This is a genomic window from Flectobacillus rivi, assembly GCF_030056655.1.
Classification (GTDB): domain Bacteria; phylum Bacteroidota; class Bacteroidia; order Cytophagales; family Spirosomataceae; genus Flectobacillus; species Flectobacillus rivi.
The window spans coordinates 84,049-106,967 of sequence record NZ_JASHIE010000001.1 but is presented as its reverse complement, the minus strand read 5'-3'; the positions used below and the strand labels follow the sequence as shown (position 1 = coordinate 106,967).

At 34.6% G+C, this 22,919-nt stretch carries 17 protein-coding genes; 2 read left to right on the top strand and 15 right to left on the bottom strand.

The genetic code is table 11. From position 1 onward, the window contains the following. Positions 1-66: 66 nt before the first annotated feature. The 8 genes from QM481_RS00445 to QM481_RS00410 all read right to left on the bottom strand — a co-directional run bounded on the left by QM481_RS00445 (position 67) and on the right by QM481_RS00410 (position 9,282). Positions 67-429, bottom strand: a complete 363-nt coding sequence (locus QM481_RS00445) for a BlaI/MecI/CopY family transcriptional regulator (RefSeq protein WP_283325273.1) — start codon at positions 427-429, stop codon at positions 67-69. 71 nt (positions 430-500) lie between these two features. Next, positions 501-1,472, bottom strand: coding sequence for a hypothetical protein (locus QM481_RS00440; RefSeq protein WP_283380217.1), 972 nt, complete (start codon positions 1,470-1,472; stop codon positions 501-503). Continuing rightward, positions 1,472-3,421 (bottom strand): ORC-CDC6 family AAA ATPase, encoded by a 1,950-nt coding sequence (locus QM481_RS00435; protein ID WP_283380216.1) that lies wholly within the window; start codon positions 3,419-3,421, stop codon positions 1,472-1,474. Before QM481_RS00435 ends, QM481_RS00440 begins: the two co-directional genes overlap by 1 nt. Positions 3,422-3,425: 4 nt before the next feature. Continuing rightward, the gene (locus QM481_RS00430) at positions 3,426-4,415 is read right to left on the bottom strand and encodes a phosphoribosyltransferase-like protein (RefSeq protein ID WP_283380215.1); all 990 of its coding nucleotides are present in this window, start codon (positions 4,413-4,415) and stop codon (positions 3,426-3,428) included. A gap of 7 nt (positions 4,416-4,422) precedes the next feature. Continuing rightward, complete coding sequence (locus tag QM481_RS00425) at positions 4,423-5,799, bottom strand: DNA methyltransferase (protein WP_283380214.1); 1,377 nt, start codon at positions 5,797-5,799, stop codon at positions 4,423-4,425. Between the two features lie 219 nt (positions 5,800-6,018). Next, positions 6,019-6,522, bottom strand: coding sequence for a hypothetical protein (locus tag QM481_RS00420; protein WP_283380213.1), 504 nt, complete (start codon positions 6,520-6,522; stop codon positions 6,019-6,021). A gap of 156 nt (positions 6,523-6,678) precedes the next feature. Then, positions 6,679-8,004 (bottom strand): rhamnogalacturonidase, encoded by a 1,326-nt coding sequence (locus QM481_RS00415; RefSeq protein ID WP_283380212.1) that lies wholly within the window; start codon positions 8,002-8,004, stop codon positions 6,679-6,681. Between the two features lie 336 nt (positions 8,005-8,340). Further along, positions 8,341-9,282 (bottom strand): hydrogen peroxide-inducible genes activator, encoded by a 942-nt coding sequence (locus QM481_RS00410; RefSeq protein ID WP_166549366.1) that lies wholly within the window; start codon positions 9,280-9,282, stop codon positions 8,341-8,343. A gap of 197 nt (positions 9,283-9,479) precedes the next feature. Here QM481_RS00410 and QM481_RS00405 point away from each other — a divergent pair, with 197 nt between their 5' ends. Continuing rightward, positions 9,480-10,031 (top strand): peroxiredoxin, encoded by a 552-nt coding sequence (locus QM481_RS00405; protein ID WP_095164092.1) that lies wholly within the window; start codon positions 9,480-9,482, stop codon positions 10,029-10,031. Between the two features lie 268 nt (positions 10,032-10,299). Then, positions 10,300-10,884, top strand: a complete 585-nt coding sequence (locus tag QM481_RS00400) for a carboxymuconolactone decarboxylase family protein (RefSeq protein WP_166549365.1) — start codon at positions 10,300-10,302, stop codon at positions 10,882-10,884. A 303-nt stretch (positions 10,885-11,187) separates the two neighbouring features. On the opposite strand, the gene QM481_RS00395 is transcribed toward QM481_RS00400, so the two are convergent. From QM481_RS00395 to QM481_RS00365, 7 genes are all read right to left on the bottom strand, one after another. Beyond that, positions 11,188-12,222: a hypothetical protein gene (locus QM481_RS00395; protein WP_283380211.1), complete on the bottom strand. Its 1,035-nt coding sequence runs from the start codon at positions 12,220-12,222 to the stop codon at positions 11,188-11,190. 361 nt (positions 12,223-12,583) lie between these two features. Continuing rightward, positions 12,584-13,990 (bottom strand): MBOAT family O-acyltransferase, encoded by a 1,407-nt coding sequence (locus QM481_RS00390; RefSeq protein ID WP_283380210.1) that lies wholly within the window; start codon positions 13,988-13,990, stop codon positions 12,584-12,586. 78 nt (positions 13,991-14,068) lie between these two features. Continuing rightward, a complete protein-coding gene (locus QM481_RS00385; protein WP_283380209.1) occupies positions 14,069-16,717 on the bottom strand; it encodes a hypothetical protein in 2,649 nt (882 codons plus the stop codon). A 208-nt stretch (positions 16,718-16,925) separates the two neighbouring features. Further along, positions 16,926-18,317 (bottom strand): protoporphyrinogen/coproporphyrinogen oxidase, encoded by a 1,392-nt coding sequence (locus tag QM481_RS00380; RefSeq protein ID WP_166549361.1) that lies wholly within the window; start codon positions 18,315-18,317, stop codon positions 16,926-16,928. A 141-nt stretch (positions 18,318-18,458) separates the two neighbouring features. Then, on the bottom strand, positions 18,459-19,199 hold the full coding sequence (locus QM481_RS00375; protein WP_095164098.1) for a glycosyltransferase family 2 protein: 741 nt from the start codon (positions 19,197-19,199) through the stop codon (positions 18,459-18,461). A gap of 204 nt (positions 19,200-19,403) precedes the next feature. Then, positions 19,404-20,516 (bottom strand): acyltransferase family protein, encoded by a 1,113-nt coding sequence (locus tag QM481_RS00370; protein WP_283380208.1) that lies wholly within the window; start codon positions 20,514-20,516, stop codon positions 19,404-19,406. Between the two features lie 419 nt (positions 20,517-20,935). Continuing rightward, positions 20,936-22,915: an OmpA family protein gene (locus QM481_RS00365; RefSeq protein ID WP_283380207.1), complete on the bottom strand. Its 1,980-nt coding sequence runs from the start codon at positions 22,913-22,915 to the stop codon at positions 20,936-20,938. Positions 22,916-22,919: the final 4 nt, after the last annotated feature.

The window sequence follows — 22,919 nt, the reverse complement described above, 5'->3', positions numbered from 1 at the left end:
GATATTTTTTGTAAATAATTTTAAAGGGCGAAAAGAGGAAAAAAAGCATGTTGAGAAATTGAAAACTTATGATTTACCGTTTTGAATCATATTTAAAATTTCTTGTAAATCATCGGGGGTTATTTTTTCTTCTTGAGCAAAAAAACTTACTAATTCTTTATACGAATTTTTGAAATAGCCAGATACCACATTGCCTACGTGCTCACGCTTGTAGCTTTCTTGTGGAATCGCAGGTTCGTAACGGAAAGCATTGGCGTATTTTACAGCCTTGACAAATCCTTTTTTCTCCAAGTTTTTTACCGTGGAAGCCAGTGTCGTATAGGGAGGTTTTTCGCCAGTGAGGCCTTCTAATATATCTTTGACAAATCCGCCTTTTTTACTCCAAATCACTAGCATAGCTTCCTCTTCGGAAGGTGTTAATTTTTCCATTATGTTAAAGTTTGATTATTACAAAGGTATAAAAAAACAAACACCTACGAATATTTCGTAGGTGTTTGTTTTCAAAATTCAACAGTGTATTTCCATATTTTTGAAATTCCTTCTGTTGTTTCTTTATTATATTGTTTTGAGAATGGAAAAATTATACTAACAGGTTTATTTTGGCATTCATACGAATAGTAAAGAGCAAATCCAAGGGTTTGGGCTTTTGTAGATAAAGGAGACAAATACAGATTAGTTATATTTTTTTCTTGATTACGTTTCGATATAAATTCTTGAAGTGACTGGGCAGTAATAAATGGATCATTTGCAGGTGCCATTATCATGTATTTTTCATCCAAAAATGAAGCATCACCTTTTGAAGCTGAATTATCTATAACATTTGAAGCTTTTAGTATGTTCTCTTGATACATGTCAGGTTGTAAGGACGGGAATCCGAATAGATGTACTTTTGTTGTGTTATTTTTAAATTTTACAATATCATTTATTCGATTATAGTCATATCCAGCTCCAATGATTAGGTAATCATTGGATGTGTCAGGTGAATGAGTACCTTCACAACCATTAATCTGTCTACTTTCAAAGGAGTCAGTTGAAAATAAGGTCTCTTCTTTTTTTATATATTTATTAGGATCTGTGTAAATGAAATCGACTTTTTTAACTCCTAATTTCTTAATATACAAAACAAAGAATATTAAGTGCGGCCTAATAAATCCAGTAATGTCAACACAGATTTCCTTACTAATCCAATCTTCTATCTCAGATTTAGAAAAATATTCTGAGATAGTATCAGCCTCAGTAAAGCCAGTTGAAAATTTAAAGATTTTCCCAGTATGTGGTAAATCTTCAGGCATGAACATGTACTCAGGAAAGATTAACCAGTGTTTTGTAGGTGCTTGAATGGCATCAAAGATAGTTTTAACTCTTGCACTATTGTTGTAGCATGAGATTACAATATCATATTTTTTACGATTTAAATCTTCTACCTTAGAAAAAGAGTGCTTATAAAAAATTGAATAGTCGACTTTTTGCATCAGAATTCAATACTAATTTGGTGATTACCTATATTTTTATTGTTAATACTGTATTTACGTTCTTCTGATTCTAAATATTTTTTAAATGTTCCTCCTTCTTTATCAAATATATATTTTAAATCAGTAGCAGTTATATCTATTACCCCACGTTTGGATAGGGATAATTCCCATTTAGGAATTATTGCACTGTTAATTTTGAATACTCTATTTTTGATTTCGCTATTTCTTTGTCTTCGATTATCTTCTTCAATTAGGTAGGAGTAGTTTAAAAGGGTATCAAAGTAGGCTGCGAATTCAGGGCTTATTTCACTCTGATTAATTCTAAATATAGAAATTGAACTTTCTGGAGGAATATCTGCAAATCGTATTGTTTGTAATAATTCACCTATACGAGTAAGTGCAATGACAGCCATATCACTACTATTTCCTAAATCTTCAAAAATCCTTTGACTTTCTTTATAAATTCCAGAAAGTTGAGAGTCAATAGATATAATTGACTTGAATTTAAATGGATTTTCTTGGTTGAATTCAGCTTGTTTGAATATTTCTTTCAACATTCGTAATAAGGTTCTCGGGTTCCCTGATGCGAGCTTTAAAAGATTTTCAAAGCCAAAGTATGGCAACATATAATTATTTTCTCTGTGCAACTGATCTATGAAATCAAATTTGTAATATTTCAAAATTTTATCTTGCTCAGGATACTCTCCAGGTGATTTCGAAGCTGTAAGGCTCTCAACAATTTCAATTAATTTGTCAAATCCGTTTGTTCTAATATGCCTGTAGATTAAAAGAATCGTAGCTTTCTGTAGTAGTAGACTATCTAGTTTATTTATATTTGCGATGACTTTTGATGAAGACTTTTCATCCACATTATTAAGGAGTATTCCTTTCAACTTAGTAATATGCTTAAGTTCGCGATTATTAGCTTTTTTTAATAGGTGTTCACTTAGTTCAGATGGATTATTGAGATTGATTTCTTGGAAAAAGGAGGAAAACTCCCTTTCATTTGTATTGTATTCGGATAACCTAAGTTTTTTTTCACAAATTCCTCTCAAATACGCAAAATTTCTCTCGTTATCTCTAAGTATATTATCAAGGTTTAATAGTTCAAATTCTGCCCCTTCTTTAATTTCTTCTAAACCGCTATAAGTTTGGAATGTTTGAATACCATAATGTCTGGAGCCAATTTTAAAGGAGGTAGGATTTTCTTTTTCTCTAAGTAAGGTATTGTAATATTTTTGTTGGTATTCTAATAAGTTTTCATACTCATCTATTAAATAAACAAACTGTATCGTGCTAAAAAAACTTATCTTTTCTTTAAGTAACTTCGGTAGCCCAAAAAAGAACTTTGTCGGAGATATATGTATTTTGAAGTTATCGCTAAACCCTTTTCCATTTGTAAAGACGAGATTGTTTACTTCAATAGACAAGTCCACCAACAGCTTGTCAAGATAGATTATTACAGAAGTTAAACTTTCAAATGTGTAATCTGGTTTAATATCGAATAGTTTGGTGATTTCATTCAGAATATCCCGATTAATGAATTCATTATTAGATATATAATCCAATTCATCTAGGACTTTTAATAATAATATGCCTACCCATATTTCAGAGTAGTATTCAAATATTGATTTCCAGAAGGATTCATCATAACCTTTTCTATGAAATCTTGCTCCATTTAGCCCACTACACCTCCAATAGATCCCTATATAGCCATCACTTTTCAGTTGACACATGATATTATCTCTATATCTCAGCTTCTGAAGCTCAAATGAGAAATACTTCATAACATGTGTCTTTCCACTTCCTTTGCTTCCAAGGACAATCATAGATACTGGAGATGTTGGTTTGATCAAGTCAACAAATGGTACAGGAAAATCAACCCAATAATCAAATAACTGTTCATTAGTATAATCAACAGCTTTAGTTATGTCGAATGGATTATTCATAGTATTAGTTGTATATTTTTCGATATCGTTTAAAAATAGGATTCCATTTCTTTTGCTCGTTTTCGAACCAAAATATTGGAAGAGTGTTGTCAGGAGTATTGTGATAGAGACCTAAAAGTAACTGACAGTTAGAAAAACCTAGTTTATGATTATCTGAATATTGATTTATCCTGTGACTCTCAACTCCTTCATAAGACGCCAGTATTTTCATCATTTCTTTACCATGTTTTGTTGCAATTCCTTTCATAGAAGTTTTGCTTATAAAATCTGGAAGGTTTTCATCGTAATATCTCGAAGTATCTCCAAAACATTTAAATGAATCATCCAAGTCGAAAACTGCTTCTATTGAATCAAATTGAGTTTTTTGCTGAATATTATTTTTACCTGTGCTAGTTGCGAATAACATTAGATATCCTGTATTAATAGTAGAATCGATTTTTTTAATTTTTTCAATTATATTTTTTGAGTAGAGTTTCGCTTGGACTCCAGACCCGCAAAAATCATCAATAAATATATAATTCCGTATTTGAGGCTCTCTGAGATTCCTATTATTATCATCGGCGAATATATCTGATGAGTTTATGAAAAGGGAGCGCGGAAGAGAGTTTTCTTGCCTAAAGTAATAGAGTAAATGAGTGCCACTCTCAGAGGGATTTCCCACTCCTAAAAACCTTGTATTTTTTAACTCATGGTTAAATTTTGAGGTAATAAATTCAAAATCTGTAGTATCATGGTTATTTTCTCTAATCCTACGTACAACCTGATATTTAAATAAATCTCTGTAAAGAACCTTTAGCATTTCGCGCATTTGAATATTTCCGAAGTACATAAATTGAGATAACAAATAAAGGGCATTTGTTTTTTCTTTTGCATCATCAAAGTTTTCAAGCCAACTTGTTATATTTGCTCTTTTCACTTTACCCTCCCAAATGGTTTCGCTCAAGACTTTTATTTTTTGATAAAGTATTTCATCAAAAGTTTGCTGATCATACATAAAATATCTATTTTTTCTTGAATATAGTGACAATTTCTCTTGTAATTAAACTAGCCGTTTTATTCCTTTTAGTCATTAAACCATATGAATGTATATCATCCGCAAGTTCAAAAACTATTTCGAATCCTTGTTTTATTGCTAAATCTTTTAAAAACTTTTGAGTTAAAAACTGTTTTCCACAGATCAAATTGTTGGCAGCAACCAAAATCATATATTTATCTTTTTTCAATACTCTAAACAACTCAGAAAAAACTATTTCCATTTCGTTTAAATAATTTGCAGCAATATGCGCTCTTAACCTATTTACAGTGAATATATCCCTTAGAAAGGAATTTGCCTCCTCTAAACTTGTTTCTTTAAAATCTTTAAAGTCTTTAACTTGGTAATTTTCTCTTCCAATTGTCTTTCCATCTAAAATTTTTAAATCATTTGGAAAAGCAATTTTAGTCCAATTTATGTTCAAACTAGAGGCTCTAATATATTTTTGAGCTCCTGCATATGGAGGAGAGGTTATTATGAAATCAATTGTTTCCTCCTCGAGTTTTCTCTTAGAAATTAGATCTGATGTTATGAATCTGCAATCATCTCCAATTATCTTTGATTCGATGTTATATTCAGAGGTTAACACATTTAAATTGGTCAGTCTCTTTTTATTATTTTTTACTATTTCTAAAAATTTTTGTAAAACATTCACGGATGTCAAATTAGATAGTAGCTTGGAAATATTATTATTTGCTATTTCATTATTTTTCAATTTCAGTTTTACGGGAACGGTAATTCTTGGATCTGCCAAACTTACTTTCCTAGCACAAACTGAAAAGGAAATTAAAAAAAAAGATTTGAGAGGTTCATCAGAAATATCATCTATACACCTCAATATTTTTTTTAATTGTTTGATAGTTGGTTGCTCATACCAATGATTGATATTTATTACATCTGGTGTTTTACACTGATCATCATTAAGAGTATAATATAAATTAATAATTCTTTTTTCAGCTTCATCAATATCACTGATTTTAAGATTTGTGGTTTTAACTTTTGCAATTAATCTTGCTAGAGGATTTGAATCGATTCCCCATGCTTTTCTTTTTGCTAAAATAGCTTCGAGGAGTACAGTACCTGAACCACAAAACGGATCTAAAACAATATCATTAGGTTTTGAAAAAATATTATTATTTAGAAAGAAATAGGGAATATGACTTAGTAGTTTCGCAGGATACGGATGAATAAAATGAGTCGCTCGTTCTGAATTTGGGATATCTTTTACTAACTTCCTAAATGAAACTTCTATAGGATTTTTCCCATCATAACAATTTTTAAAACTGTTAAATAATTGCTTAAACTCCTCATTCTTAATAAAATTTGTTGAATTTGATTCTACCATTATTATCTATTTTATTATAATTATATCCTGTTCTCAAAAAAGTATAAAGTAAGTAACTTTTTCTTAATATTTTTTTAAAATACTAGAAACAAGACCATAAAATTATTCGATAAGATTCATAGAGTATACCGATTTATTATTTATTGCTGTAGTGTGTATTGCTAAATACAAGGTTATGCCTTGTGTTACTCCATATAATTAATCAATTATTGAAATAGTCTAGTTGGAGTCCTTGACTTGAAATGTACCATTTATCGTTTCCTGCGTTGTAAAAATAGGAATTGAAAGAATCGTCCATTCTACTTTTGCTGAGATAGCGTAATTAATTTTTTGGCTTTTAGTATCCTGATAAGCAGTGATACTAGTGGGTTGCCAACGAACGCCAGTATTCCACCCTGATTCCATGCCTTGCATAGCTAAGACTTCGATTTTTTGATGCTTTTCATAATAAAGAATCACTTCTTTTTTGAAAAGTTTGTAGTCTTCTACTGAGAAAACTGTTGTAAACATTCGGCTGGGATCATGACCTTTTGCCATCTCAAAATACTGAGGAGGAGCCTTTTTGGTACCTGCTTGGCTCATTGTACCTGGGAAAAGGATAAAGACTAAAATGGCTGTCAACATGCCATTTTTCCGGGAGATGTTACGGAGGGAGAAGAAAAGTAATCTTAGATAGAGGACAATAAGCGCGAGATTCAAAAGTCCCCAAAATAGGTAAAGCATAAAAATTGGGATTTATCGTAGAAAATTTATTTCACGCAAATTAACATTAACATTTTTGAGAATCCATTATAAATATGATAATCGGTAAATATAAAAAATCCCTTTGTTTGGCATTTATACCATCACAAAGGGATTTTTATATGATACTGGAAGAAATTACTTAATCGACGTTCCATTCACTACTACATTTTTCAGTGTAAAACCTTTTACTACTGATTTGTCGATAGCAGGGTTTTTACTTTCTACTTTAAAGTTTTCAAAAGTAAAATTGGAAAGTTTGTCGTATTCCGACACGGCTACATCGTAGAATATATCACATTTCACTTCGATGTTTCTCAAAGTAACATGATCTGAATAGGAGAGAGGCACATCTTTACGTCCCTGTAAGTCAAAAAACTGTTTCCATGGTTTTACAAACAGTAAACTGTGAGAATTTCCTTTGACATTTTCGACTAAAATATACTCATATAATTGTGGCGTATCAGGACGCATTTTGAGCCATAAAACTCTGGTTGCTTCATTCACATAACAGTTACGCATGATGATATTGCGGTTGTGAATCGCCTCGCTACCACAAGTAAGAGCAGAATGACAAAAGCCAAACTCACAATCTTCGATAATGATATTTTTGTTGGCACCATTGTTAGGCACTTTATCTGCCCAAGGACCTTTGCCACCTTTTAGCGCAATAGCATCGTCATTGACAGACAAATAACAACCTTTTACCAAAACATTGATACAAGCATCTATATCAATGGCATCGGTACTTGGTGCTTTTACAGGTTTTTCTGGCGAGAAAATGTGTGCATCTAAGACCTTTACGTTGTTACATTGATACAAATGGGTAGTCCAAAAACCTGAGTTATGCAAGTTTACATCTTGAATCTGTACATTATTGGATTTCCAGACAAAAACCAAACGAGGGCGTGAAACCTCTAAATTGGTACAATTGGGGTTTTCCTTTCTTCTTTGCCAAAACGCCTGCCAATATTTCAAGCCATTTCCATCAATAGTGCCTTTTCCCGAAATGGTAAAACCATCTACTTGATAAGCATTTACCAAAGCCGTGAAATAATCTAGGCTTTGTCCTTCCATACGTGAAGGTAATTTGGGGTAATCTTCAATATTGTCCGAGCCTTTCAATTTACCGCCTTCTACTACGTGTAAATGGGTTTTAGGTTTGAAAAAAAGCGCTCCACTCAAAAACGTACCTTGAGGAATGACAATGACACCACCCTTTTCGGTTGCTATATCAATAATCTTCTGGATGGCTTCAGTTTGTACTAAAGTGCTATCGTTTTTGACGCCATAATCGGTAATAACGTAAGCTTTTCCGAGTTGGGGTAAAGCGATTTTTTTATTAACCGTAAACCAGCTCGAAATAGGAGTACCATCAGGAAACAATTGCTTCGTATTTTTTTGAGCATTGATTAAGCTCAATCCCACCAGTGAACATGCCAAGGCAAGCAGTATTTTTTTCATTTTGTCTTAAAGCTATTATAAGTTTCAACTGGCAATATGTCGCCAAAAATTGATTTAGCCATCCTGCTTCCTCGGTTGATGGGATAATAATTTGTGATTGAACGAATGAGTGATTTAGTGATTATATTTTTAATATGATTTAGGAATCAAAAAGGCGGTCGAAATTATTTTTCGACCGCCTTTTTGATGCAAAATATAAGATTGACATTGCTGTAGACGCAATGCCTTGCGTCTACAGCAATAAAAAATAAACTAGATAATTACTCATTCACTCAATCACAACTCACTCAATTACAATTCGCTCACAACTCACTCAATAGCAGATTGAGAATATCCTTATTGCTTTATCTGAATGACCGAACGGGGTTTGGTATTCTTGATTGATTCGGGCAACGATGCTAAAATGCTTTTTTTGAGGGCGTTTAACACGGCAGTTTTGGCAAAGTTTTTATGTGCTACCAAACTCACCTCTCGCACAGGGGCTGGACTAGCAAACTGTCGGATGAGACCTTTATGTTTTTCCTCAAAATCTAGCGTTGCAAGTTCTGGTAATATCGTAATTCCTTGATTTCTTTCTACCATTTTGCGTAGTGTTTCTAAACTTCCCGCTTGGTATTCAAACTGCCCAAAACCAATCGTTTTACGTTTTAACTCACAAAGATTTTCAATTTGCGAGCGGAGGCAGTGCCCTTCTTCCAAAAGCCACAATTCTTTCGGGTCAATATCTTCAGAAAGGGCGTATTCTTTTTGGTACAAAGCATTTTGCTTTGATACATATAAGACTAATTCTTCATAAAAAATATGATGCTCGATAATATTGGGCTGTTGAAGTGGCGTTGCCAATAAACCAATATCCAAATCATCATTTTTAAGTGCCTGTATAATTCTTTCGGTGGTAAGCTCTTTGATTTTTAGTTCCAATTTTGGATATTCTTCCAAGAAACTAGACAGGAATAATGGCAATAAATAAGGCGCAATCGTAGGAATTACACCCAAGCGAATTTCACCAGAAACCTCGTTTTTACCTGAATTCACCACCTCCTTGATTTTGCTAAATTCGGCAACTGTGATACGGGCTTGTTGGATAATTTCGGCTCCAATCTGAGTGGTCACTACGGGTTGTCTACTACGATCAAAAATTTTCACTCCTAGTTCATCCTCCAGTTTTTGTATTTGCATACTCAGCGTGGGTTGGGTTACAAAACAGCTTTCGGCAGCTTGAACAAAATTTCGAAGATTTTCGACCGCAATAATGTATTCTAACTGAGTGATAGTCATAGTTTTAAATGTTTGTATTGATAATCTTTATAGGGCTATCAATAATATCAATTTGTATCGAGAAAGTTTTGTGATGACCTTTGTATTGTCAAAACGAAAATAATACTTTTCAAATACGATATTCATTTTAACTAGTGAAATAATATATTTGAATTGTACAATTTTAATATTTATTCAATCATAAATTTACAAAAAAAATGTCTAAAATGTTAGGTTTAGGTGCTCAATTCCCAGCTTTCAAAAAATCTGCTGTTGTATCTTTAGAAAAAGGTAAAGAATTCTACGATATTACTTCTGAAGACCATATCAACGCAGGTAAATGGATGGTAATGTTCTGGTGGCCAAAAGATTTTACTTTCGTTTGTCCAACTGAAATCGCTGCATTCAACGCTAAATCTGAAGACTTTGCTGACCGTGATGCAATCTTGATCGGTGCTTCAACTGACTCTGAATTTGTTCACTTGGCATGGAGAAACAATCATGATGATCTTCGTGGTTTGAAATTCCCTATGTTGGCTGATACATCTAAATCTTTGGCTGAAGAATTAGGTATTTTGGAAGCTAACGAGAAAATCGCTTACCGTGTAACTTACATCGTTGACCCACAAGGTGTTATCCGTTGGGTATGTGCTAACGATTTGTCAGTAGGACGTAATGTTGACGAAGTAATCCGTGTATTGGATGCTCTTCAAACAGACGAACTTTGCCCATGTAACTGGAAAGCTGGCGAAGAAACTTTGTCAGTTTAGTTGATATAAAATTAAGTAGCATTGTTTGAGTAATTAAACAATGCTACTTTTCCTAGATACCTTACCAAAGGTACTTGAGCGAAGCAATTTATGGTATGCCAAATGATAAATATCACTAAGTTTCGCTTTACCACCACTAAAATTTTATACAGTGTATTTATAGGCTATTTGTAAAAATAAGCACATAAATATTACACTTTGGGCTAACATGATTGTGTTAGCTTTTCTTCAAATAAGACTTTCAGGATTCTATAAATAACATCATAACATGTTTGGAACTACAAGTGAAACGAAAAAGAACTTGTTGGCAGAATTAAACTTGCCAACGGATTTAGCTTCTGTGTTTTTGGATAGATTAAACTCAGCAGATCACCGTTATATCAAAGACCTTAAAATCAACGTAAGCAATTCATTGAAAGCTTCCACTTTGTCTGAAAAAGATGCGGTTCTTTTGGCTTTGGGTGTAGCTATCAATGAAAAGGCAACTTTATTGGTATCTTCATTGGAGGAGTTGGCAAAAGCAAAAGGCGTAGAAGAAAAAGAATTGTTGGAAGTAGCAAGTTGTGTTTCGTTGATGAACGCCAACAACGTATTCTACCGTTTCCGTCACTTCATGGACAAAGAATCATACAATAATATCCCAGCAGGTATTCGTATGTCGATCATGATGAATCCTGTTTTGGGTAAAGAATTTTTTGAATTATTGAGCTTGGTTATCTCGGCAATTAACGGTTGTGAAATGTGTGTTACTTCTCACGAGGCATCTGTAAAAAGTCATGGTGCTAGCGAGCAACGTATATTTGAAGCAGTTCGTTTAGGAGCTGTTTTGAAAAGCTTTATTGTGTTATTGTAATCAGCTGGGAGCATTTTCCTAATGAAATTCTAATACAATAACCACAAGGTTTTGAGAGTTATATAATCAAAATCTCCAAGATAGATTTTACTATCTCGACCATTTGGAAAAGGTTTTAGGTTTGTATCTGTAAAGTAATCGTGGAATAGATTGATACAAAAAGGTTGATAGAAGTACGCTTCTATCAACCTAAACCTAAGACTTCATATATCTACCGTCACAAAATACGTTTTGGGACGGTTTTTTTATGTCCTTTATTGATGTTCTGTTGTAAAGAATTTAGAAAAATTAGCTAACAAATTCTTATTGAATAATGGCATTAACCTTACTCAGCCATAACTCTTTACCTTCACAATTCCAGTGTGAATCACCATTAAGATAATACATTTTTCCTAAATTGTTAAAATCTCTGAAAATTTCGATAAAAGGCACTTTCAAGTCAGAACTGTACTGTATTTTTTCAATCAAATGATTATAATTCCCTAGTTCTGGATTAGTTACGCTCACTTTATTGGGAATCAATGCCAAAACTACTTGGTCGAACCCAGCAGATTGGTAATGTGCCGCTGAACCATTGATGACCTCAATCATTTTGTTTACTTCGGGATTATCTAAAGGATAAAAAGAAGAGGTTTTTTCAGAAGCTTTCGCCTCATCTCTATAAAACAAAGCTTGTTTGTCAGGAGATAAAACTACTCCTGATTCTACTCTTCCAAATACTTTTTCGTTGAAGGCTGCCTTGGCTTCTCTGAATTCTAAAAAGAAATCGTAATTAAATAACGTATGTTGTAAGCGTTCCTCAACCTGAGACGGGAAGAGCCATGTCAAAAACTCCTCTGATTTTTGGAACAAACGTCTTTTCCACGAAAGCTGCGGGGCTTGTACTTCAGCAATAGTATCATGTCCAATAATTTGGTAATTATCGACTTTCTCACTAAAATGCTCACGTGCCGTACGTTCAACAGACTCAAGAATGAGAATATTGTGGTAGTTAGTGTCCAACTTAATTTGGCTACTATTTGCCCAATGCAAATACGTATATTTATCTGCCTTGAGCATCGAAGAATCAACACGGGCAGGTTCTGTAAAACTATCCCCGAGGATATATAAATGCACAGGCTTTTTAGTTGAATCTTTGGTGATTGCAGTGCCAGCACATGTTTTTACAGGGTCTTTGAACTCAGGTAAATAGGAGAGACGATACAAATCTCCATTGCGATAATCATCTGGAAAAAAGCCCAAAGGTCCTGTGGTGCGATATACCACAGGCGAATAAGCCTGAATCCATAAAAATATGGCGACGAATAAACAGCTATATTTTAATACTTTAAAAATCATAAATTTCTCAATTAACTAACACGAAAGATTAAATTAATCATATATCTGTGGCATTGCAGTATCTTTCTGATTGTAAGAGCATGTTTAAATTTTGTAAGCCATTAAAAATGAAAAATTTGTATTTCTTTTTACGAAATCCTATTGTCTGAGCCGCAGGCGAGTTTAGGATTTCTTGACTTTCTTTTGCGGCCGCCGCGCGGTTACTTTTCTTGTGTCAAGACAAGAAAAGTAAGGAGTGTCAAATGGAAATTAAGTTTTTCTGCAAATGCCAAATAAAGTTTTTAAACATATTCTGAGTACCTTCAAATAACGGATATACTATTAAAAACATCGTCTTGTTATTTATTACTTTTACCCAAAACTAGAATTGAAAATAGATAAACTGATTCGTTTCAAATACACCCAAGAAATATGTCAGAAACGCCAAACCACAAGTCAGTAACCAAAATTTCTTATTCGAGCTTGTATCTACATAAAAATACTTCCAGTCTTTTATCATCAATAATGCTATTAGCATAAAACAGAAAATCAATTCAGCCTGATTAAGTGGACTTTGTAAGGTATCTGTCAGCGAAGTAAAGCTAATTTTACGCAAAATTACTGTAGCATCATGTACATTTTTAGCCCTAAAAAATACCCAAGCTAGCATTACCAATATAAATGAGCTGAGCACATTAAGGGTTTTTCCCCAGAGGTTTTGTGGTAATTTTAGGTTTGGGAAATATTTATTTCTGAAAATGGCAACTATCAAATAGAAGCCATGTAAAGAACCCCAAATGACAAAAGTCCAGTTAGCGCCATGCCATAGTCCACTGACCATAAAGACAATAAACTGGTTTAAATATTTTCTGAACTCTGACACACGATTTCCACCTAAAGGAATATACAAATAGTCTCTAAACCAAGATGATAGAGAGATATGCCAACGTCTCCAAAACTCAGAAATTGAACTCGAAAAGTAAGGGCTATGAAAGTTTTCCATCAGTTCAAATCCCATAACACGAGCCGTTCCAAGTGCAATTTCGGAGTACCCTGAAAAATCGCAATAGATTTGGAAGGTGTAAAAGAAGGTAGCCAGTAGGAGCGAAAGCCCATTTTTATTTTCGGGTTGGTTATAGCAATGATCAACCAACATAGCAAGTCTATCTGCGATAACTACTTTTTTGAAAAGACCAAATACTATCAAAAACAAGCCACTTTTTACTTTCTCCCAATTGAATTGATGAAATTGATGAAACTGATAAAGGACATTTTGTGGGCGCTCGATGGGGCCTGCAACCAACTGCGGATAAAACATCACATACAAGGCATAGATACCAAAATGGCGTTCAGCCTTATGGTTTCCTCGATACACTTCTATCGTGTAACTCATTGCCTGAAAGGTATGAAACGACAATCCAACAGGTAGCAAAATATCCAATGCTTTGATGGGATTGGTCATAGATGCCCAACTCAAAACTTCAGTTAGACTATTATTCAGGAAGTTGAAATATTTGAAATAAACCAGAATACCTATATTGGAAATTAAACTGACGACCAGTAAAAGCTTCCGTTTTACGGCATTTTGTTCATTTTCAAGAAGTATCCCAGCGATGTAATCGATAATGATGGTACTCAGCAATATCAGAAAATAGATAGGCTTGAATATCATGTAGAAATAACAACTTGCCAACAAAAGCAATCGCCATCTGCCTGACCAACCAAGGCTGAAGTACGCAAGCGTAACAATAACAAAAAAGATTAAAAAATGTACAGTATTAAATAACATAGTTTATGATTTGTATCTATCCAACAGTCGGGTCTGCACGTTGAGATGATACTACAGCTAAAGTTTTGAGATACGAAACTATTTCAATTTGATTGACCACGTTTCGATATTCTGATTATTATGCGTTGTTATAATAAGTTTGTTATAGGAGTCTGAATATTGAATAATAGGGGCGGAGCTTGAGATAATTGGCTTGTCTGATACTTGCTCGCCTTTTTCATTATACAAATAATACGAAGTCCAGCCGTTAAAGATAGCATAAAATCTACGACCACTACCTAAGTTGTAGTATTTGAGATATTTACGTCCAAAAGCTAGGTCTTTTATCGTAAAAAGTTCTTTATCATTTTTATCTAAAACAGTTACTACTTTATTGTTACCTCTCATTACGACCCAATCGTTGGGCTTGTCGGAGGCACAAAGTTGGAATTTATATTCTGTATCTGGTCTAAAAAACTGATTTTTTTGTACGACCTTTCCTGACATATTGATTTTGAAAAATTCTCCTTTTTGTCCCAAAACTAAAATGGCGATTTGACCATCAGTTTGGTCTAATACTGGAGCCGATAGAGTTGGAACGTTTGTTTTTACAGGAAATCCAGTTGTAAATTCACCCTTTTCATTGACGATACCCAACAAACCATTTTCAGTAAGACAAACAGTATAAACTAACCCTTTATAACCAATCGTAGGAAGTGGGCCGAGCGAGTTTTCTAAGGATTTTTGTTTAAAGCTATTCGTTTCGTCTAAACTTTCAGCGTTCAAACTTAGGCACAAACCATTCGAAGTGATAATATTGATTTGATTGTTGGATTCAGCAACAGCCCAACTAGTTGAATTTAAGCCCGAAATAGGAGCACTACTGTTTACCTCAAAGCCATCTGTTTCACGTTTCAAAACATAGGCTTTCTGAGTAGTAAGTATCAATAAACGTTGTTTTTTATCCGTACTGGTTTTTAAAAATTGTGGTTCGCCTAATATTTTTCCTTGTAGCGAGGTAGACCAGATTTTTTTACCATCATTCAATAAAACAAGTTGATTGCCAGCCGTTTGAAATAGTAATTCTGATGCTTTGCTAATAGGGTTTACCAACATGAGCGGTTTACCCGCAACATTGTAACTGTATTGTTTAAGTTTTAATAGTCTATAGTCATATTTTCCAGAAGAACTTCCTTTGTATGAATCGCCTTTGAGAAACGAAAACTTTGATTTCTCTTCGTTAGATTGATATAATAAAAAAGTAATTCCTGAAGACTCAAAGGTTTCTTTTGACATTTCGAACCAAGGAGAAGGTAGCAAGGCTTGAAGCCCAGTTAGGGCTTTATTAGGTTCCGAAATCCAGACAATGTTATTTTCGCCGAGCTTCTTTAGGAGCGATTGATGACGACTACTACTCGACCAAACCTCATTTCTACTAATACTAAGTAGATATTCCTGTAAAGTACTTAAATCACTTGCTAGAATAATAAAGTCCTTATATTCTGTAAAAATACAATTACTAAAACCTGAAAAAATAGGTCCTAAAACCATTGCTGGAAATTCACGTACCCCCAAGGCTGTAACAGTAAACGAACCATAAGGGATAGCAAAAGGTTTTTGTCCTTTGGCATTGGCTACTTTGATAGTAACCTCTTTTAGTAAGTTTTTGATTTCCTTATTTTGGATAAGAACAATCTTATTGGCTTTGCTGGGATCACTGCCTTCAAGATTTAACAAACTGACACTATTTTGGATATTATCCTGAATAGCGTCAAAATCTATGTCAAAATCGCTTTTAGCAGAAGTCTGAAGTTTGGATAAATAGTCATCCGACTCAATTTGCTTTTGGCAATTATCTTTCAACTCGCTGGACTGGTCAACACTAATATTAAGCACCATTGAGCAAGAGTTAGGAATCATATTGGCAACATCAAACTTTTTAGCTGATTGTGTTCCGAAGATTTCTGGATTGGGACTCACCGAAAATGCCTCTACGCCATAGTTAAGGAAACTATCTTTGAGATACCACGTCCACGACTGAGGCAAAATACTGGCTAAATAGGGAGCTGAGGTACGTTTTTGCTCTACTACTTTTATACCAAATTCTCTAATGGCACGAGCATTTACATGAGTAGTCATTAGAGTAGATTCTGTAAAAGTAGACAAATCCTTAAGTGATAAATTTTGAGCCCAATCATGTTTTTTGCTCAAAAGAATTTCCTCTAAAACGAGCGTGGAAGGACTAATTATTAGAAAATTATCTTTGATGAAAAAAGCGATTTCAGTTTTGGTGGAATTAAAAAATATCTCGTGAATCTTTTGTTTCGCAGTAGTATGAGTAATCAGCCTTAAGCCTTCACGGGTTTTATCCAAGTGAATCAGTTGGTCGAGTAGTGGCTCATCTTCAGAAATAAGAGGGATAAAGTATGCCCAAGTAATACGCTCTTTGGCTTGCGGAATGTAAGCAAAATATAATAAGCGATTAGTAAAAAGTGCATCGAGACCTTCACCTTTTAGTCCATAATGTTCTAATTCAGTAGCAATAGGAAATAAAGAATCTGTGAAGGGTAATTCCTGTAGTTTACTTTTATTGCCCACTTCGTTGGGCTGATAGGCTTCTAATAAAAGTAATGTATTGTCTGGAATAAGGTCAGAAATGAGTTTATTGGTGGCTGTAGCATTCTTATAAAAGAAAAAACCGCCTATTCCTAAAAGGATTGCAAGTAGGATGAACCAATTTTTTTTCATTCTGATAAAGCAAATTTGAACGTATGTATTTATAAAGCCAAAGATAAGGCTTTTGTAGGGGCTATCAAAAAGCAAACGAGAACAGCTTCAGATGAAATTTCTAAAACTGTTCTCGTTTATATGTGTTTTGCCTCAGGTTATTGGGTTATTTGATTCGAGAAAATGGTATTTCTTCGAGAGTCATTCACCATTACCCAATGGCTTTATCTTACTTTCCCCACATTGCATTTGCCGTATCTGGGAAGAATAATGTCAATTCAGGAACGCCATGTGCCATTCTGTTGGCCCATTCAACACCTTGCATTAATGAGTGGTCTTGATTGGAAACTTCGTATTTCCAAGCACCAAAACGTCCACGTGAATAAATGTCGTATTTTTCCAAAGCAGGAAGTACTTCTTTCAAAATGCCATCACGTTCAACAGATGGTGTTGGATATCCATAGTTAGTTGAGAATATAAATTCAGAAACTATATCATCTTCAGATTCGATGAGTTTATCTTCCAACATCGCACGAACGGTATCTTTAATCAAAGTTTCTCTGTCAACAGGCTTACATTCAGACTCGCTAACTTCTGCCATCAATGACCATTGATTTTCGATATCTGGAACGTTGTAAGGGCTGTAGTTAGAAAATACTGTAATGCGGTAATATGGACTATTCTTTTCAGGGAAATACATCCAACATTTAGTTGCCAAATCAGCTTTTGGTTTACCTTTCAAACCAATACCAATTACGTTGGTAGAAGAGTGTTTTAAACCTTGTGCTTTTGCAGTGATATTTTCATCCAAACCTTCCACTTTTGTAGTGAAAATATCTAACGGCATGGTGTTCATCAAATACGTGTATTCGATTTCACGACCATCTTCCAAAATCAACTTTTTAGCGATTGGGTCAACTTTTGCCACTTTAGCGTTAGTCAAAATATTTTCTTCACCAACCAATTTACCAACACCTTCCCAGATAGCACCAGTACCACCATGTTTAGGGAATTGGAAAGTATTGTTAGGTCCCCATGAAAGGTCATCTCTATCGAATAGAATATTTTGGGTAACACGTTGTAAATCTGTAACAGCAACACGCTCACCAACCCAGCTTGCGTTCATTTGTGCAGGAGGGAAAGCCCAAACTTTGAAGTTGTATGGCAACATAAATACTTCTGCAAGTCCTTCACCAAAAGTATTCATAATCCACTCATGAAAGTTGGCAGGTTTTTTACTAGAAGGGTTTTTATACAACTTAATCAATCCCTCTAAGCATTTCCACATAGTTTCCTTGCTAAGGTATTTGATATTGTTTTGGAACGGATATGGTACAAAACGGTCTTCAATCCAAACCCATGATTCGCGTTGGTGAGTCAACCAACCATCTTCGCCCAATGCTTTCATCATTAGGTCATCGAAATACTTGTAGTGCGAAAATTGTACGTGACCACCTACATCCCAAGTAAAGCCTTTTTCATCTACGAAACTGGTGGCCAAACCTCCGATATAATTTTCTTTTTCAAGTACGATAAAGTCCTTGATACCAAGTTCTTTCAAGCGATACGCTGCGCCAAGACCTGTTGGTCCTGAACCAATGATGACATATTGATATTTCATACAATAATTGCGGCCGAAGTCTTTAGCCTGTTTGTTGTAATTCAGTCCTGTTGTTTGAGGTAAAAACAACAGCAAAAATTTGACAAAAGAAGTGAATAAAAATAGAGAATTGGCTTAAGAATAATTCCTAAGCCAACGTTACTATTTCAATTTTTTGATTTTCGTATTTAGTTCCAAACGGAAATTCAATAGCTCTTTGAAGCTCTGCCAACATACTTTAAGAAGCTTCATTTTTCGGATAGAAACTTCACCAGTAAGGCGCTCTTTGTGAACAATTGGAATATTGAATAGCTCTTGACCTGATTTTTTCGCCATAATAGCAATAAAAATATTCGGTGCAAAAGGAGTTGGACTTGGTAATTGTTCCAACAATTTTTTCAAGAAGCTTCCTTTAATCAAACGGAAAGGAATATTTGAGTCGAGGATAAATGTTCCATATACCAGGAACATACTCCAACGTAATATACGAGTGATAAACAAACGGAAAACCGCATCGTGACGTACTTGGCGGTACCCAAGAATAAAATCAGATTGGGTTCTTTTGTCCCAAAGTTTTTTTACATCTTCAGGGATAAATTGGTCGTCTGAGTCTGTTTGGAACACATATTCAGCACCAATTTCTACAGCTTTTCTATAAGCGTGAACTACCGCATTACCGTGTCCGCCATTTGGTTGGTGAACAACAATTAATTTAGGATATTGTGGCTGAATTTCGTCAAGAATTTTACCAGTATTGTCTCTTGAACCATCATTCACTACGATCAAGCGGGTGTTTTCTCCTGCAAACTCAGTGTCTAAAAGGTCACTCCAGATTTTTACTACGTCTGCCATGCACTCTTCTTCGTTGTAAGCTGGCATGACGATGGCTAATTTAATACTCATTAAAGATTTTGTTTGTCCAAACAGTTTTGTGCAATCATTTGCATTGCAAAAATACCTAATTCAGATTGATTTTTGTAATGTAAATTTTAAAAATGAAGAAAACTTAATGCTGTTTTTATCAAACAGGTGTTTGACTTCATGATACACAATTCTATTCTCAGTGATCGATTTGTGTTGGTTAGTAAGTAAAAACTGCGTTAGCTTTTAGTAATTAAAGTATTTTTTCAAATTGTTGACAGGCTTTTCTACAAGAAACCAAGACAACGTGGCTACCAAAACCGTAAGCGTGGCATAGACCAAAAGCTCAAAGGCAAATCGATGGGTTATGGTAGGGGCAAATTGTTGTAATTTATGTAAAATTCGAACCGTCGGATGCGTCGGAAAATTGGTATGATAGAAGTTGTACACAAAGTTGTGATACAAATACAAACCATAGCTAATACGACCGATATAAGTTGTTACAGGATTTTCGAGGCAAAATTTCATGACACCTCCAAAACCTGATACAGCACGTAAAATCAAGAAAAAACTAAAAATAGAGCCAAATAGTCTGTCCAAAACCACATACGTAAATCCATGGTGAACATCCATTTTTAGTGCGACAATATACCCAATATATAACGCAAGGCTTAAGAATAAGTAACTATTTTTGTCCAATTGCTTAAATATTGTATCGCGCTTGTAGGTAAACAAATACGCTAATACACCGCCTAAACCAAATGAATCTAAGCATGTTGGCATCAATACATATTGTGCTGTCCAATCTGCATGAAGGAAAAATAATAATAACCTCAATCCCAAAGATAAGGCTATCATACCAACAAAAAGCTTAGTAAAGTATTTTTTAGGAAGAAATAAAATTAAGTATGGAAAAAACAAGTAAAACTGTTCTTCGACTGCCAACGACCACAAGTGGTCAATTACGCCAATCCATTTATGATAGATTGCTATGTAAAAATTGGTCGAGTACAAAAGTGACCAGCCTATTGTTGCTCTTATATTCGGTACATCAAAAATAAATAACAGAAACAATGCTAAGTAATAGATAGGAAATATTCGTATAGTTCGGCGTACAATAAACTGTTTTACGGTAAACCAATGACTTCTGCCGATGGCATCGTCTTTTTCTTTTCCTAACATCAAAATTCTAATAATCAGAAAACCACTCAAAACAAAGAACATGGCTACGCCCAAGGAACCTAGTGGAAGAGTATTTCTTTCAGCTAACCAGTGGTCAATTAGTACAAGGCCTACAGCAATTGCTCGAATGCCATCTAATTGCCCAAAATAGTCATGTTGATTTTTTGTTTGCGTCATCCTTTTCAGAAAATTGAAGTTAACTCGTTCGGGGGAGTTAAATACAGGTATTGAATAGACAAAAATAGCTTGTTTTTTGTCCTCTGACAAATCTAAAATTCGACTAGGCAATTATAAAATAAAATTGTATTCGGAGTAAAGTTTTACTAACTCATTGATAAAAAGCATACTAACCATAAGAGTGCTTCTTTGTGAAGGTAGACCGTTCACTAAATTTGAGTAAAACTAACAATAACTTGACCAGAACCAGACTTAGGTTGAACAGTGAGCTTTAGTCAAAGTACTGTAAAATAGAAGAAGGTTAGAGTAAGGTTGTCGTTCAGGTTGAATATTTAACTAAACGAAGTCATTGCTGAATAACTTCATCCGCAAGAGTAAAAGTTGTTCAAGAACACGACATATTGCTCCCTTTTAACATATCATTTTTTGATAATCGTAAACTCTACTCTTCGATTCAATTTTCTTCTTTCTTCTGTGGCATTACTTGCAATAGGTCTAGTTTGTCCCCAACCTTTTGTCTGAACTCTATCTGCTTGAATACCTTGACTTACGAGATATTTCTTGGCATTTTTTACTCGATCTTCCGAAAGCTGAAGGTTTAGTTGAAAGTCTCCAAGGTTATCAGTATGCCCTTCAAAGAGAATCTCTAAAGTTGGAATTTCTTTCATCGCCTGTGCGATTCTATCTAAATCACGCAAGGCAGCTTCTGGCAAATCGGCTTTTCCTTGGGTGAACGTCAAGCTGTTAAGAACCCCTTTATTGCCTACCTCAAGAGGAAGTAGATAAAAGTTTTTCTTAATTTCCTTAAATTCATTTTCGTGAGTTAAATCAAAATAATCTGTGATGCTCAAATACCCCTTTTTGACTGGAACGATTTCATATTGTTGGTGTAAAGGCAAAATTATTTTGAATAAGCCAAGACTAGGATTAAAATGAGTAACATTCTTTTTCTTGTAGTTTTTGTTTGTGTACCATTCCACCTCACATTCTATCGCTTTCTGGTCGGTAGTAGAAAGTATTTCTCCCATGAGGACCCAAACAGGATCGGGTTGTTTGTCCTCTGGTAAAAGTAATCTGAAGATATCTTCTTTTTGCGAATTACCCTCATACGTACACATATAGGCGTATTCGCCTGAAGCAGGGATGGTGAAAAATCCGTCCCAATTTGGAGTATTAATGCCTTCTCCTAAATTTTGAGGCTCAGACCAGTTTAGCCAAGTCTCGTCCAATCGAGTAGATTTAAAAATGTCATTATCTCCAAATCCAGAAAAACCTCGAGTCGAAAAGTATAAGGTTTTCCCATCTGCTGCTATAAATGGCGTTACATCATGTTCGGATGAATTAAGCGTATTTCCCATGTGGCGAGGCTCAGTCCATTCTTCATTATTTTTTTTGAAAGAAACGTATAAATCTCTTTTTCCCTTGGTTGTCATGCGTTGAACAGACATTACCATTACTCGTCCATCAGGTGAAATTGCAAACTCTGCATTAGGGCTATAATTATAAAAGTTGTCAATTTTTACCTCTTCAGGAAATGACCAACCGTTTGGAGTACGTTTGGAACGGGAAATGCCAGGTGCTAATTTTCCATCTTTTTGGTATTTGTTCATCAACAATACCTCTCTACCATCCGAAGAAACGGCAAATACTGCATTATTGTCATCTGTATTTAATGGAATACCAAGGTTCTGTGCTTTCGACCAAGTACCATCGCTGTTTTTGGTGCTATACCATATATCTTGGTCTTTTTCTTTCCCAAACAAGCTTATATAGTTGCGGGTGTAGTAAAGCGTTTTTCCGTCACTTGAAATAACAGGAGCAAATTCAGGGTTTTTGGAATTGATGGTTTTTCCTAAATTTTCACGAATTACTTTTTTAGGGGCATCAGATGCCACTTTTACATATTGATTAACCACCTGAGCGCTGTTTGAAATACCTATGGCTTCAATTTGCTTAGAGGTTTTTAAAGCACTTTTCCGTAGGACAAGTCGAATGGCTTGGACTTTATATTCGGTCATTTTTGGTAAAACGACATTAAATAATTTATCTTTTCCAGGAATAAGCGAAGCATCTTCTGATATTTCAAAAAGTAGATGTTCTTTCGCAAGTGCATCAATAGCCCATACTTGTGCAATCGAACCTTGAGGCATCAATTCTGATACCATCACTTGTTTGATACTGAAAGCCGTATCAAATTTCATGGCCAAAGATTCAAATTCGGATGTGATGGGAGAAAACTTTAAGTTTGTAGTAGCTGTTTTGGCACGTAGAGGTAAAACAAATTCAGACGAATACTCGATGACAGTATTAGCCCATTTGATAGTTTGTGATGATGCTTCTTGGGTGAATATGAACAGTGTAACTACTAGAGCAAAACGAAAAAAGAGAGTATTAACCATAATA

What these genes read in the sequence shown, in the direction of transcription:
- QM481_RS00445 (WP_283325273.1), bottom strand. Translation starts at nt 429, where the DNA reads ATGGAAAAATTAACACCTTCCGAAGAGGAAGCTATGCTAGTGATTTGG.
- QM481_RS00440 (WP_283380217.1), bottom strand. Translation starts at nt 1,472, where the DNA reads ATGCAAAAAGTCGACTATTCAATTTTTTATAAGCACTCTTTTTCTAAG.
- QM481_RS00435 (WP_283380216.1), bottom strand. Translation starts at nt 3,421, where the DNA reads ATGAATAATCCATTCGACATAACTAAAGCTGTTGATTATACTAATGAA.
- QM481_RS00430 (WP_283380215.1), bottom strand. Translation starts at nt 4,415, where the DNA reads ATGTATGATCAGCAAACTTTTGATGAAATACTTTATCAAAAAATAAAA.
- QM481_RS00425 (WP_283380214.1), bottom strand. Translation starts at nt 5,799, where the DNA reads ATGGTAGAATCAAATTCAACAAATTTTATTAAGAATGAGGAGTTTAAG.
- QM481_RS00420 (WP_283380213.1), bottom strand. Translation starts at nt 6,522, where the DNA reads ATGCTTTACCTATTTTGGGGACTTTTGAATCTCGCGCTTATTGTCCTC.
- QM481_RS00415 (WP_283380212.1), bottom strand. Translation starts at nt 8,004, where the DNA reads ATGAAAAAAATACTGCTTGCCTTGGCATGTTCACTGGTGGGATTGAGC.
- QM481_RS00410 (WP_166549366.1), bottom strand. Translation starts at nt 9,282, where the DNA reads ATGACTATCACTCAGTTAGAATACATTATTGCGGTCGAAAATCTTCGA.
- QM481_RS00405 (WP_095164092.1), top strand. Translation starts at nt 9,480, where the DNA reads ATGTCTAAAATGTTAGGTTTAGGTGCTCAATTCCCAGCTTTCAAAAAA.
- QM481_RS00400 (WP_166549365.1), top strand. Translation starts at nt 10,300, where the DNA reads ATGTTTGGAACTACAAGTGAAACGAAAAAGAACTTGTTGGCAGAATTA.
- QM481_RS00395 (WP_283380211.1), bottom strand. Translation starts at nt 12,222, where the DNA reads ATGATTTTTAAAGTATTAAAATATAGCTGTTTATTCGTCGCCATATTT.
- QM481_RS00390 (WP_283380210.1), bottom strand. Translation starts at nt 13,990, where the DNA reads ATGTTATTTAATACTGTACATTTTTTAATCTTTTTTGTTATTGTTACG.
- QM481_RS00385 (WP_283380209.1), bottom strand. Translation starts at nt 16,717, where the DNA reads ATGAAAAAAAATTGGTTCATCCTACTTGCAATCCTTTTAGGAATAGGC.
- QM481_RS00380 (WP_166549361.1), bottom strand. Translation starts at nt 18,317, where the DNA reads ATGAAATATCAATATGTCATCATTGGTTCAGGACCAACAGGTCTTGGC.
- QM481_RS00375 (WP_095164098.1), bottom strand. Translation starts at nt 19,199, where the DNA reads ATGAGTATTAAATTAGCCATCGTCATGCCAGCTTACAACGAAGAAGAG.
- QM481_RS00370 (WP_283380208.1), bottom strand. Translation starts at nt 20,516, where the DNA reads ATGACGCAAACAAAAAATCAACATGACTATTTTGGGCAATTAGATGGC.
- QM481_RS00365 (WP_283380207.1), bottom strand. Translation starts at nt 22,915, where the DNA reads ATGGTTAATACTCTCTTTTTTCGTTTTGCTCTAGTAGTTACACTGTTC.